Genomic DNA, 12,974 nt, shown 5'->3' with positions numbered 1-12,974 from the left:
ACCACCATAATTTATTTTTTATTTGACATTAATTTGGAATTATTGTATCATAAATTAGTAGTCAATTGCACTACTTGCCCAGATAGCTCAGTCGGTAGAGCAGAGGACTGAAAATCCTCGTGTCGCTGGTTCGATTCCGGCTCTGGGCACCAAAAAATGCGGAAGTGGCTCAGTGGTAGAGCATCGCCTTGCCAAGGCGAGGGTCGCGAGTTCGAGTCTCGTCTTCCGCTCCAATATTATGGCGGCATAGCCAAGTGGTAAGGCAAAGGTCTGCAACACCTCTATCCCCAGTTCAAATCTGGGTGCCGCCTCCATAAAAATCAAAACACTTAAACTTAAATGTTTAAGTGTTTTTTATAATAATTTAAAATGCTTTAGTTTAAAGAAGTATAAATCTATGTTGATGATTTTATTTACAATAAGTATTATTTTTCTGTACTAAATAACACATCTTTTCCATCACTTATCATTACTATATTTCCAGATATATCTGTTCTAAATACTTCAGCATTTATACTTTTCAACCTATTTAAAACTTCTTTATGAGGATGGCCATACATATTGCCTTTACCAGAAGAAATTACTGCATATTCTGGGTTAACTTCATCTAAAAACTCTTTTGATGATGCTTTTCTACTACCGTGATGTCCAACATGATAAACTTTTGATTCTATTTTTTCTCCTGTGTACATCAATGTAGATTCTTCTAATTTTTCAGCATCTCCAGTAAAAAGAATTGAATTTTCACCATGTGTTATTCTTATAGCTATAGAGTTGTTGTTTGTATCAAAGTTATAAGCAGTAGGTCCTACTATTGTAATTTCTGATTCTCCAAATTTAAACTTATCACCCACTCTAGGAATAATTACATTCGTGTCATTTCTTTCATAGGCTTCCACAAAACTTTCATATACCCTAGTGTCAACTTCTTCTTCATTTCTTATTATATTATTTACTTTAAACTTATTTATAACTCCTACTAATCCATTTATATGATCACTATGGGGATGTGTAGATATAATATATTTTAATTCTTTTATTCCTAGTTTTTCTATATAGCTTACAACTTTAGAAGAATATTCTCTATCTCCACCATCTATAAGTATCGCTTCACCTTTTGAAATTAATAATGTACTATCTCCTTGTCCAACGTCTATAAAATGTACTTCTAGATCATTACTTACATTTAAAACAGCATCTTTTACTGTTATTCCTCCAAAAATAGTTAATATTATCGCTAGCAATAAAGTTATAAGTTTTTTCTTAGTTCTTTTTTTCATTTAATCACTCCATATTGAAGTATACCATATTGTTTTAACAAATATATTATTATAAACTTAATAATTTAACAAAAAAATAAAGCCTTCAGGCTTTATTTTAAACTATTTTCTTTTGCTTGTACAAGTTGATCCATTAATAAAGTAGATGTAATTTTACCAACTCCACCAAGTCTAGGAGTTATTCCCTTTACAAAATCTTTTAAATCTTCAAAATCAGCATCTCCTGAAAGTTTTCCATCTTCTCCCATTGAAACACCAACATCTATAACTATAGAATCTTTTGTTAAAAATTCTCTAGTTAAGCTTTTAGCTCTACCAGTTGCTGTAACTACTACATCTGCTTCTTGTAATACCTTTTTCAAATCTTTTGTTCTAGAATGGCAAATTGTAGGAGTTCCATTTTTACCTAATACCATCATTGCTAAAGGTTTTCCTAAAACCATTGACCTGTTAACAATAGCAACATTTTTACCACTTAAATCTATTCCATAATATTCTAATATTTTCATTGATGCAAATGGAGTTGCTGGTTGAAAACTGCTAAAATCTCCTTGGAATATTTTTGCCAAGTTCAAAGGTGACATACAATCGACATCTTTTTTCCATGATATTGTTTCTTGAATTAACTCTTCATCAATATGTTTTGGCAAAGGTCTAAACATTATAATTCCTGTAACTGAATCATCGTTGTTTAACTCTTCCATTTTTTCTTTTAATCCTTCAGTTGTTATAGTGTCTTCAACAACTACTTGTTGTACTTCTATTCCATATGCATCACCTTTTTTTAATAAGCTTTTTTCATATGAAATATCATTAGGATTTTCTCCAACTCTTAATATTGCAAGTTTTGGAGTATTACCTTTTTGTGTTAACGTTTGTACTCTACTTATAATATCTTCTTCTAATTTTTTTGCAAGTTCATTTGAACTTAAAACAGCATCCATTGCTACCTCCTAAATTTTAATTCTTTCTAATTCCATTTTATTTAAATCCAGAATGGCAAAACTTTTTTCATCGCCATATCTAGGATAACTTGGACTACCTGGATTAATCACCCAAATTCCATCTATTTTTTCTTCAAAAAATACATGTGTATGACCAAAAAGTGCTATTTCTGCACCTAGTATTTTTGCTTTTTCTATTAATCTATCAGTTTCTCTATATACAGAATATCTATGTCCATGAGTAATTAAAAAATCTTTACCCCCTAAGTTTATAAATAACTCTTCACTATCAGTAGTTGCTAAATAATCATTATTACCTTTTACTACATAAGTAATAATATTTGTAATATCCCCTATATCTTTACCATCTTCAGAAAAATCTCCTAAATGAATTATAGCATCGATATTAAGTTTTTTTATTTTTTCAATTACATTGTTAATACTACCATGTGTATCACTAATAATCGCTATCTTCATTTAACATATCCACCAATAATTCTTTCAATTTATTTAAAGCTTTAGCTCTATGGCTAATTAAGTTTTTTTCTTCTAATCCAATTTCTGAAAAAGTTGTACTATAACCTTTAGGAATAAATAATTTGTCATATCCAAAACCTTTTTCTCCAATTTCCATATTAGAAATAGTTCCTTCACAACTGCCTTCTACAATGTATTCTTTACCTTTTTCATCTATTAACACTAAAACAGTTCTAAATACTGCGTTTCTATTTTTTTCATTATTTAGTACTTCTAATAATTTGTCCCTATTTTCTTGTTCGGAGCAGTTTTCCCCTGCAAACCTAGCTGTGTGTACTCCTGGTTTTCCATTTAATACTTCTACAAATAAACCTGTATCATCGGCAAGAGTATATCCTCCTATTTTATTATGGATATACTCTGCCTTAATTCTAGCATTTCCTTCTAATGTATCAGCATCTTCTTTTATATCTTCTATTGTAATGATATCAGATATCCCTAAAACTTCAATATCTAAATTTTTTAAAATATCTTTTATTTCTTTTATCTTTCCTTTGTTATGAGATGCTAATACTAGTCTTTTCATAAATGCTCCTTAACTAATTCTTTTTATAATCATTTCATTAAACTTTTGAGGATTTCCCTTACCTTTTAAAGCCTTCATACATTGACCCACTAAAAATCCTAATGCTCTATCTTTACCATTTTTATAGTCACTTATTGATTCTTGATTATTTTCTAAAACTTCTTCTACTATTTTTTCTAATACAGAATCATCGTTAACTTGTATTAATCCTTTTTCTTCAACATATTTTTCAGGATCAAAATTTTCTTCAAACATATTTCTTAATACTTTTTTAGCAGTATTATTGTTTATTTTTTTATCTTTAACTAATAATATCAACTTTGCAAAATTTGAACTTTCCATTTTTATATCTTCAAATTCAATTTCAGCTTCATTTACCCTTCTCAAAACATCAGATAATAACCAATTGCTTGTTAACTGAGGGTCTTTTGTTATGCTTGCTACAGTTTCAAAATATTTAGATAAATATTTATTTCTGGAAAGTATATCTGCATCATATTCATCTATTTTGTAATCTTTTACAAATCTTTCTCTTATTTGCTTTGGTAATTCTGGAAGATTGTTTTTTATTTCTTCTATAAATTTATCTTCTATTACTGTAATGGGAATATCTCCTTCAACTGAAAATCTATAGTCACTACCTTCTTCTTTTCTTCTCATTACTATTGTTGAACTACTTGCTTCATCCCATCTTCTTGTTTCTTTAAATCCTATATCATTATTCTTTGCCATTTCTAAATGTCTTTTTTCTTCATGTAGTATAGCTTTATACACAGACTTGAAAGAATTCAAGTTTTTTATTTCCGATATTTTAGTTTTAAATTTTCCATCTTCACTAGCTACATTTATATTAACGTCACAACGAAGAGATCCTTGTTCCATCTTAACATCTGAAATACCTATAAATTTTAAAGTCTCTTTTAAGTTATCAAGAAATTCTCTAGCTTCTTCCTCATTTGACATTTCTGGCTTAGAAACTATTTCTATAAGTGGAACTCCTGCTCTGTTATAGTCTAAAAGAGTATTTCCTTCCCCATTGTGAATAGACTTTCCAGTATCTTCTTCAATGTGTATTCTATATAATCCCACTTTCTTTGTTCCTTCTTGGGAATGTACTTCTATATATCCATTTTCACAAAGAGGCATATCTTGTTGGGTTATTTGATATCCTTTAGTCAAGTCTGGATAAAAATATTTTTTTCTATCCATTTTAAAACTATTTCTTATATCACAATTAAATGATAACCCTGCCATTATTGCATATTCTAATGCTTTTTTATTCATAACTGGTAAAGCACCAGGATGCCCTAAACATACTGGGCAAACATTAGTATTTGGAGCTGCTCCGAATTCATTTTTACAGCCACAGAACATTTTTGATTTTGTTCCTAACTCTACATGAATCTCTAAGCCTATTAAAGTTTTAAAATTCATTAATTACTGCTCCTTTCATAACAATAAGCTGCATTTAAAATATTTTCATCATCATATCTTTTACCTATAAATTGTATAGAACCTGAAATTCCTTTTCTTACAGGTATTGAAATACAGCATAATCCACATAAATTAACTGGCACATTAAATGTTCCACTATCGTAAGTTGCTAGTGGATCTTCCTTTCTTGAGCCTATTTCATATGGTAAATTTGTTGTTGTTGGAGTTAAAATAAAATCTACTTCTTCAAATTTTTTGTCAAATTCTTTAGACATTAACTGTCTAACCTTCAGCCCTTGTTTATATAACTTTTGATCATTCTCAGCTGCTAAGAACAAAGTTCCCATTGCAATTCTTCTTTGAGTTTCTTCTCCAAAACTCTCACTTCTTGTATTAATATACAAATCTTCTGTAGTTGAGTAATTATCGGTCAAATATCCATATCTAATTCCGTCAAATCTAGACATATTACTACTAACCTCTGTTGACATAACTACTGAGTAAATTGAAGTTGAATGTTTTAAATATTTGAAATCTAACTCTATAATATCAGCACCTAGTTTTTTAATATTATCTACTGCTTTATTATAGTCATCACATACTTCTTTTTCTAATTCAAAACTATCTAAATTTATAACACCTATCTTTTTATTTTTTAAATTAAAACTGTCATCTAATTTAAAATTAATATTTTCATTTAGAGTAGATGTCATATCGTTTTTATCGTATCCTCCAAGTAGATTTGTTGTATATAATATATCTTCAACACTATTTGCTAAAATACCCACTTGATCTAAAGTATTTGACATAGAAACAACACCATATCTTGAAATAGTTCCATAGCTTGGCATGTACCCATAAACATTACAATATGAAGCCGGCTGTCTAACAGATCCACCTGTGTCTGATCCTAATGATATAGGACATATTTCTGCAGCAATAGAAGCTGCTGATCCTGAAGATGACCCCCCTGGTATTAAGTTTGTGTCTAATGGATTTTTTGTTACTCCAAAATAAGATGTTTCTGATGAACTTCCCATTGCAAATTCATCCATATTAGTTTTACCAAGAATAATAGCATCTTCTTCTAGTAATTTTTTTGTTACTGTAGCATTAAAAACGGGATTAAAATCCTCTAATGCTTTTGATCCACAAGTCATTTTTAATCTATCATAAGAAATATTGTCCTTTAATGTAACAGGAACTCCAAAAAGTTTTCCAAATTTCTTATTTTTAGCTTTTTCTTTTAAATTGTTAATTTGTATATAAATATCTTCTTTGTTAAAGCTAATAAAAATATTTAAGTCTTTTTTACTTTCTATTTTTTTTATTAATTCATTATAATAATTTTCTAAATCTAATTTCCCAGAAACAAAATCTTCTCTTAATTTTTTTATACTCATTTATTCAACAACCTTTTTTAGTCTAAAGTATCCATATTCTTTATCTTTAGCATTTTTTAATGCTAATTCTCTGTCTATACTATCTTCTACTTTATCTTCTCTTAAATAACTATTATGATTTGAAACCATTTCTAACATTTCTACACCTTCTGTATCAACTTCCATAATAGAATTTGCAAAATTTAAAACTGTATTAAACTTATCTTTCATTACTTCAAGTTCTTCTTCTTTAATCTTCAAATTAGCTAAAGAATAAACTCTTTTCACTTCATTAATATCTATCATTAATTTCTCCTATTTAAAAATAATATACCATTAATTTTATCATAATTATTATAATATTTCATTAAATACTCATGATGTTAAGTAATATTATTTACTTTTACCAATATCATTTTCTCTGCCATAATAAAATAAATACTGTTGAGCGTAACCTGCTAAATCCCCAAAAATTTCATCAGCATATTTTCCTATCAGTTTTATGTTAGTTTCTTTTTTTATATAAAGTTCTTCCATTACTCGTTTAATCCAAACATCAATTGGGAAAGTTTCACTTCTTCCATAAGAAAATAGCATAATACAAGATGCTACTTTTGGACCTACCCCAGGTAATATCATAAGCTTTTTCTGTAATTCTTCACTACTAAGTTTAGAAATATCATTAATATTAAAATCTCCATCATTAATTAATTTTGCTACATCATGTATCCTTTTATCTCTAAAACCTACTCTTGCAACTTCTCTAAGTTCTTCTGCTGAAACTTTTGATAATTGAGTAGATGTTGGAAAGGAAAAATAATCTACTCCTCTAAAATTATCTATAAATTCTCCATAGTTATTAGCTAATATCTCTATAGATTTTTTTATCCTTGGAATTTGATTATTTGCAGAAATAATAAATGATATAATTGTTTCAAATTTTTCTTGATTCAATATTCTAATACCATATCCAAACTCCATTGCATTTTTTAATGTCTCTTCTTTTGAAAGTTTTTCCTTTATATCATTATAATCTGTATTTAAATCAAAGTAATCAATCCAAATATTGTTAAAATCTTCTTCCGATGTATTATTTAAAACAACAAAATCATCTTCTAGTAAAACATTTAGTACCCTATTAAATGCTACTGTTGTATAAGAGTTGTCTTGTTCTTTCTTCCATCTAAAAGCCTGCCCACATTCAAATATATGCTTTGGATTAAAGTCATTTTTATTTTTAAATATTATTTTATTATCTTTATATTTATATTCCATTATATCTCCTAAAAAAAGTCATATTACGATGATATTATCATAATATGACTTAAGAGTTAAAGTTTAATACCAGCCTCTAAGTTTTATAACTTCAGAAACTCTTTTTAATGAGTGCATATAAGTTGCCTCTCGTAAAGGTACATTATATTCTTCTTTAACTGTCCAAGTATCATTAAAAGCATTTACCATAGCTTCTTCTTGTTTTTCTTCTACATCAGTTTCATTCCAATAATAGCCATATAGGTTTTGTACCCATTCAAAGTAAGATACTGTAACTCCTCCTGAATTCGCTAAAATATCTGGAGCTACAACAACTCCTCTATCTGTAAGCAATTTATCTGCATCAAGTGTAACAGGTCCATTTGCACCTTCTACTATTAATTTTGCTTTTATTTCATTTGCTTCTTTCACTTTTATAGCATTTTCTAAAGCAGCTGGTACTAATATATCTACATCTAATGCCCAAAATTCTTCTATTGAAATTTCTTTTGATCCTTCAATACTTTCAAGAGTCCCATTATTTTTATTCTTAGATTCTAACAACTCCTCAAATGTAAATCCAGTTTCTTTATATAAAGCATAAGTTCCTTTAGCTTTTGAATATTCCGCTATAGCAACTACTTTTCCACCCATTTTTTCTATGTTTTTTACCGAAAAACTACCTACATTCCCAAATCCTTGAACTGCAACTGTAGCATCTTCTATATTGTACCCCATACCTTTATAAGTTTCTCTTGCTATAATTGCTACTCCTAAACCTGTAGCCTCATTTCTTCCTTTTGAACCGCCAAATTCTATTGGTTTCCCTGTTAATACACCATTTGCATGCTCTCCTGTTATTGTCACATATTCATCAAGCATCCAACTCATAATTTGCCCATTTGTATTTACATCTGGAGCTGGAATATCAACTTTTTCACCTAAAAATTTATATATTTTTCTAATGTATCCTCTTGAAAGTCTTTCTAATTCTCCTTTTGAAAGCTCTGTAGGATCTACAACAATTCCACCTTTTCCACCACCATAAGGAATTCCTGTAACTCCACATTTAAAAGTCATCCACATAGATAAAGCTTTAACTTCATCTGCAGTTACATTAGGGTGAAATCTAACTCCACCTTTTCCTGGTCCAACAGCTGTACTATGAGTAGATCTAAAACCTTTAAAAACTCTTAATGAGCCATCATCCATTTTTACTGGTATATTAACCTCTATTACTCTTTCAGGCTCTTTTAAAATTTCATATACCGCTTTGTCCAAACCTAACTTGTCACACGCTACCTTTAATTGTGATTGTGCGCTAACCAAAGGATTTAAATTTTCTTTACTCATTTTACAACCTCTTTCCTATTAGTAAATTTATTTAATAATTTTACTACATTAAACCAACATATTCAATAAAATTTATGAAATTTTTTCTATATCAAAAAATATTTTTTCATTTTTGTAAAAACATGGTATTCCTACTCTATTATTACTTTTTATTTCACTGAATTCATTTTTAGTATCTCTTAAAAGTAAAAATTGTTTCAGATTAGACATTGAATCTGTTATATTTATAAATTCATACTCCATATCTAATCTATCTAATTCTTCTAAAGCTGGTTTACAATCTGGACATTTATCCGAACCAAAAACTATTAACTTTTCCATTATAATTTTACTCTTTCTCCAATATAAGCCAATAAATCGTCTATTTTTATTCTTTCTTGTTCCATGCTATCTCTATGTCTAATTGTTACAGTTTCGTCTTCTAAAGTATCAAAATCTACTGTTATACAGTAAGGTGTACCAGCTTCATCTTGTCTTCTGTATCTTTTTCCAATAGAGCCTGTTATATCTGTATCTACATTAAAATATTTTGCTAGTTTTTCATAAACTTCATCACTTTTTTCTGAAAGTTTTTTAGTTAATGGTAAGACAGCTGCTTTGTAAGGAGCTAATGCAGGATGTAAATGTAAAACATTTCTAGTTGTACCATCTTCTAACTCTTCTTCTTCATATGCATTACAAAATATCGTTAAAAATAATCTATCTACCCCCACAGAAGGTTCTACACAGTATGGTACATATTTTTCATTTGTATGTGGATCTGTATAAGTAAAATCTGCACTTATTGAATTAATGTGTTGGTTTAAATCATAATCAGTTCTATCTGCTATTCCCCATAGTTCACCCCATCCAAATGGGAATAAAAATTCAATATCGGTTGTAGCAACACTATAAAATGATAATTCTTCTTCGCTATGATCTCTAAGTCTAAGTCTATCTTCTTTTATACCTAAAGTAAGCAAAAACTCTTTACAATAATTTCTCCAATAATTAAACCATTCTAAATCTTCCCCTGGTTTGCAGAAAAATTCTAATTCCATCTGTTCAAACTCTCTAGTTCTAAATATAAAGTTTCCTGGAGTTATTTCATTCCTAAAAGATTTTCCTACTTGCCCTATTCCAAAAGGTACTTTTTTTCTAGAAGTTCTTTGAACGTTTTTAAAATTGACAAATATACCTTGAGCTGTTTCTGGTCTTAAATAAATTTCAGAAGTACTGTCTTCTGTTACTCCCTGATATGTTTTATACATTAAGTTGAATTTTCTAATATCAGTAAAATTATGCTTACCACATTTTGGACATTTAATATCTTCTTTATCAATAATATCTAATAATTCTTCATTAGTATAACCATCTAAACCTAGTATTTCCTCATTTTTTTCATCCATATAGTAATCTTCAATTAATTTATCTGCTCTAAATCTTGACTTACATTCTTTACAGTCTATTAAAGGATCTGAAAATCCTCCAACATGACCTGATGCAACCCAAACATCTGGGTTCATCAATATAGCAGCGTCAAGCCCTACATTATATTTACTTTCTTGAACAAATTTTTTCCACCAAGCATTTTTAATGTTGTTTTTTAACTCTACTCCTAATGGACCATAATCCCATGAGTTTGCCAATCCTCCATATATCTCTGATCCTGGATAAACAAATCCTCTTGTTTTTGCAAGAGACACTACATCTTCCATTCTAATTTCTTTAGCCATAATTCCTCCTATGTTTACATATAATATTAAAATTTTCAAAATAGAACTTTCTATTGTTTATAAAATGGAACAACTTATCGCTTAACTAAAAAAACTTTCATCCTCTAGCTTATGCTAGGGACGAAAGTTTTCCGCGGTTCCACCCTATTTACGACTATAGTCGTCTCTTTATTTATAAACTCAAAGTTGCCCCTTTGCTATTTACTTACTGACTCTCACCAAATATCAGCTCTCTATAAAGTAAATTAACAAATTTTCTCTTATCATAGTTCTATTTAATTAAATTAATAATAATCTATTCTTATAATATTTTCAAGCTTTATGATTTAAATAAATGATAATTGACTATCTGATACAAGTTTTAAGTCTAAATTTGGTCTAAATTTCATAATATTTCTTATAACTACATCAAAATTTCCTTCTATCAGATAATCTTTTTCATAGTTTTTTGGTATTATTATAGGCATTCTCTTATGAATTTTAGCAATTTCTCCTTCTGATTCTCTAGTTAGTAGCGAAATAAACTCATAGTTATTTTTATTATCAACTACCCTTCTATAAATTCCTGCAAAAGAGAATATATCATTGTTAATATCATATATCTTATACTTACTATTTCCAATCTTTATTTTATCCCACTCAAAAAAATAATTTGCTGGAATAATACACCTTCTACTTTTAAAATCTTCACAAAAATATTTTTTATTTATAATATTTTCTATCCTACTATTTATAATTAACTTTGAATTTTCTGATGTTTTTATACCCCATGATAATTTATGTAATTTATTTCCTATAATTACCGTTACTTTATCACTAGGATAAAAAACTTCTGATTCACTTTTTATACTGGTTCCTTTTTCTAAAAATCTATATCTTTCTAATAACTCATAAATATTTGACTCTAATCCAAATCTACCACACATAAAACACCTTATATATAAAAAACAGTTGCATATCTTAGCAACTGTTAATTATCTCTTAATTCATTTCTATTTTCTTCTAATACATCAAGTAACTCTTTAAGTCTATCTTGAGTAACTCCAAGCATTTCATCAACATAAGTAACTGATTGTAATTTTAAAGTTCTAGCATTTTGCTCTGCTTTAGAAACTATTTCTTCACCATATTGGTTTGCCTTCTTAGTCACTTCATGTTCATTAATCATTTGATTAAATGTTTCTTTTGCATCTTGTATTATTTTATCAGATTCTTTTTTAGCCTCATCTTTAATAGCATCAGCATCTCTTTCAGCTTCTGCCATAATTCTATCTTTTTCCTCATTAATCCATTGAGCTTGTCTTATTTCTTCTGGCAAATTTTGTCTTACTTGTTGTAATAATTGAAATAGCTCATCTGAATCAACCATTACCTTTTTTGAAAAAGGTACCGTTGAAGCTTCGTCTATTAAATCTTCAATTTCTTCAATTATCTGAAGTATGTCCATACAATCCTCCCATATTATGTAAATAACCTATTACTTATTATATATTAAAGTTTATTCATTTACAAGTTATATTCATTCACTATATTTTTCTTTCATCATTTGAACCGCCATTGGAGAAACAAATTTATCTATATCTCCTCCAAAAGAAATAATCTCTTTAACAAGAGACGAGCTTAAAAAAGAATATTTATAATTTGATACTAAAAACAATGTTTCTAAATCACTATATAATTCTTTATTCATAAGTGCCATTTGAACTTCTTTTTCATAATCTGATACTTCTCTTAAGCCTCTAGCTATTAAATTACAATCTAGCTCTTTAGCAAAGTCTGCTAATAACCCAGAGAACGATACAACCTCTACATTATTCAAATGTTTACACGAATCTAAAATTATTTTTTTTCTTTCTTCTATTGTAAAAAGTGAATTTTTATTTTTATTATTCAAAATTGCTACATAAACCTTGTTGAATTTTTTTGAAATTCTTTCTATTATGTCTAGATGCCCATAGGTTATGGGATCAAAACTACCTGGATAAATTATTTTCATATTCTTCACCTAAATCTAAAAAATAAATATATTTTTTTCCATATTTTTTAGTTTTTATTAAATTATATTTTTCTAAATTGAGCTCTTTTTCGCTTTCCAAAATTATTATACCATTATTATTTAATAATTCTAAACTTTTAATTAAATCTACAGCTTCAAAATAGAAATCTACTTTTTCATATGGAGGATCTATGAAAATATAATCAAATTTAAATACACTATCCATTTTAATTGTATTTAAATTTCTTATATAGTCACCTATATATACTTTTGAATTTTCAAGAAAGTCAGTGTGCTCTAAATTATCTATTATACAATTATAATTAATTTTGCTTATATCACTAAAAACAGCAAATTTAGCTCCTCTACTTAAAAATTCTATACCTATTCCACCACTACCTGAAAATAAGTCTAATACATATGCATTTTCATCTATATCTTTTAAAACATTAAAAATTGACTCTTTAATTCTATCTTCTGTTGGTCTAGTAAATTTATCTCTTGTAGAGTACAATCTCATACCCTTTTTTTTCCCTGAAATAACTCTCATTTT

15 protein-coding genes, 3 tRNA genes and 1 other annotated feature are annotated in these 12,974 nt (G+C 28.2%); of the genes, 3 read left to right on the top strand and 15 right to left on the bottom strand.

The window, feature by feature from the left end; all coding sequences use genetic code 11:
* Nucleotides 1-76: 76 nt before the first annotated feature.
* The 3 genes from CS899_RS00920 (at nucleotide 77) to CS899_RS00910 (ending at nucleotide 314) form a co-directional block, all read left to right on the top strand.
* Nucleotides 77-152 (top strand) — tRNA-Phe (locus tag CS899_RS00920).
* Between the two features lie 6 nt (nucleotides 153-158).
* A tRNA-Gly gene (locus tag CS899_RS00915) sits at nucleotides 159-233 on the top strand.
* A 7-nt stretch (nucleotides 234-240) separates the two neighbouring features.
* Nucleotides 241-314, top strand: a tRNA-Cys gene (locus CS899_RS00910).
* 111 nt (nucleotides 315-425) lie between these two features.
* On the opposite strand, the gene CS899_RS00905 is transcribed toward CS899_RS00910, so the two are convergent.
* The 15 genes from CS899_RS00905 to rsmD all read right to left on the bottom strand — a co-directional run bounded on the left by CS899_RS00905 (nucleotide 426) and on the right by rsmD (nucleotide 12,971).
* Nucleotides 426-1,280: a ComEC/Rec2 family competence protein gene (locus CS899_RS00905; RefSeq protein ID WP_099203085.1), complete on the bottom strand. Its 855-nt coding sequence runs from the start codon at nucleotides 1,278-1,280 to the stop codon at nucleotides 426-428.
* 92 nt (nucleotides 1,281-1,372) lie between these two features.
* On the bottom strand, nucleotides 1,373-2,224 hold the full coding sequence (locus tag CS899_RS00900; protein WP_099203084.1) for a bifunctional 5,10-methylenetetrahydrofolate dehydrogenase/5,10-methenyltetrahydrofolate cyclohydrolase: 852 nt from the start codon (nucleotides 2,222-2,224) through the stop codon (nucleotides 1,373-1,375).
* Nucleotides 2,225-2,233: 9 nt separating this feature from the next.
* Complete coding sequence (locus CS899_RS00895; protein WP_099203083.1) at nucleotides 2,234-2,701, bottom strand: metallophosphoesterase; 468 nt, start codon at nucleotides 2,699-2,701, stop codon at nucleotides 2,234-2,236.
* Nucleotides 2,682-3,287, bottom strand: a complete 606-nt coding sequence (rdgB, locus tag CS899_RS00890; protein WP_099203082.1) for an RdgB/HAM1 family non-canonical purine NTP pyrophosphatase — start codon at nucleotides 3,285-3,287, stop codon at nucleotides 2,682-2,684. The genes CS899_RS00895 and rdgB overlap by 20 nt, the downstream gene beginning before the upstream one ends.
* 9 nt (nucleotides 3,288-3,296) lie before the next feature.
* A complete protein-coding gene (gene gatB / locus CS899_RS00885; protein WP_099203081.1) occupies nucleotides 3,297-4,721 on the bottom strand; it encodes an Asp-tRNA(Asn)/Glu-tRNA(Gln) amidotransferase subunit GatB in 1,425 nt (474 codons plus the stop codon).
* A complete protein-coding gene (gene gatA / locus CS899_RS00880; RefSeq protein ID WP_099203080.1) occupies nucleotides 4,721-6,124 on the bottom strand; it encodes an Asp-tRNA(Asn)/Glu-tRNA(Gln) amidotransferase subunit GatA in 1,404 nt (467 codons plus the stop codon). Before gatA ends, gatB begins: the two co-directional genes overlap by 1 nt.
* Nucleotides 6,125-6,409, bottom strand: a complete 285-nt coding sequence (gatC, locus tag CS899_RS00875) for an Asp-tRNA(Asn)/Glu-tRNA(Gln) amidotransferase subunit GatC (protein WP_099203079.1) — start codon at nucleotides 6,407-6,409, stop codon at nucleotides 6,125-6,127.
* 87 nt (nucleotides 6,410-6,496) lie between these two features.
* Complete coding sequence (locus CS899_RS00870; RefSeq protein ID WP_099203078.1) at nucleotides 6,497-7,378, bottom strand: DNA-3-methyladenine glycosylase family protein; 882 nt, start codon at nucleotides 7,376-7,378, stop codon at nucleotides 6,497-6,499.
* 63 nt (nucleotides 7,379-7,441) lie between these two features.
* On the bottom strand, nucleotides 7,442-8,710 hold the full coding sequence (locus tag CS899_RS00865; protein ID WP_099203077.1) for a Glu/Leu/Phe/Val family dehydrogenase: 1,269 nt from the start codon (nucleotides 8,708-8,710) through the stop codon (nucleotides 7,442-7,444).
* 72 nt (nucleotides 8,711-8,782) lie between these two features.
* Nucleotides 8,783-9,031, bottom strand: coding sequence for a glutaredoxin domain-containing protein (locus CS899_RS00860; protein WP_099203076.1), 249 nt, complete (start codon nucleotides 9,029-9,031; stop codon nucleotides 8,783-8,785).
* Complete coding sequence (locus tag CS899_RS00855; protein WP_099203075.1) at nucleotides 9,031-10,425, bottom strand: glycine--tRNA ligase; 1,395 nt, start codon at nucleotides 10,423-10,425, stop codon at nucleotides 9,031-9,033. Before CS899_RS00855 ends, CS899_RS00860 begins: the two co-directional genes overlap by 1 nt.
* A gap of 113 nt (nucleotides 10,426-10,538) precedes the next feature.
* Nucleotides 10,539-10,701, bottom strand: a binding site (T-box leader).
* A 50-nt stretch (nucleotides 10,702-10,751) separates the two neighbouring features.
* Nucleotides 10,752-11,351 carry an SOS response-associated peptidase gene (locus CS899_RS00850; RefSeq protein WP_099203074.1) on the bottom strand — a complete coding sequence of 200 codons (600 nt, stop codon included), beginning with the start codon at nucleotides 11,349-11,351 and terminating at the stop codon, nucleotides 10,752-10,754.
* Between the two features lie 44 nt (nucleotides 11,352-11,395).
* Nucleotides 11,396-11,872, bottom strand: coding sequence for an ATPase (locus CS899_RS00845; RefSeq protein ID WP_099203073.1), 477 nt, complete (start codon nucleotides 11,870-11,872; stop codon nucleotides 11,396-11,398).
* A gap of 72 nt (nucleotides 11,873-11,944) precedes the next feature.
* Nucleotides 11,945-12,421, bottom strand: a complete 477-nt coding sequence (gene coaD / locus CS899_RS00840; protein ID WP_099203072.1) for a pantetheine-phosphate adenylyltransferase — start codon at nucleotides 12,419-12,421, stop codon at nucleotides 11,945-11,947.
* Nucleotides 12,399-12,971, bottom strand: coding sequence for a 16S rRNA (guanine(966)-N(2))-methyltransferase RsmD (gene rsmD / locus CS899_RS00835; protein WP_099203071.1), 573 nt, complete (start codon nucleotides 12,969-12,971; stop codon nucleotides 12,399-12,401). Before rsmD ends, coaD begins: the two co-directional genes overlap by 23 nt.
* Nucleotides 12,972-12,974 lie beyond the last annotated feature (3 nt).

It is taken from the genome of Miniphocaeibacter massiliensis (assembly GCF_900232905.1).
GTDB classification, from domain to species: Bacteria; Bacillota; Clostridia; order Tissierellales; family Peptoniphilaceae; genus Miniphocaeibacter; species Miniphocaeibacter massiliensis.
Note: the sequence above shows the minus strand (reverse complement) of the source record. Positions and strands in the feature narration are given on the sequence as shown.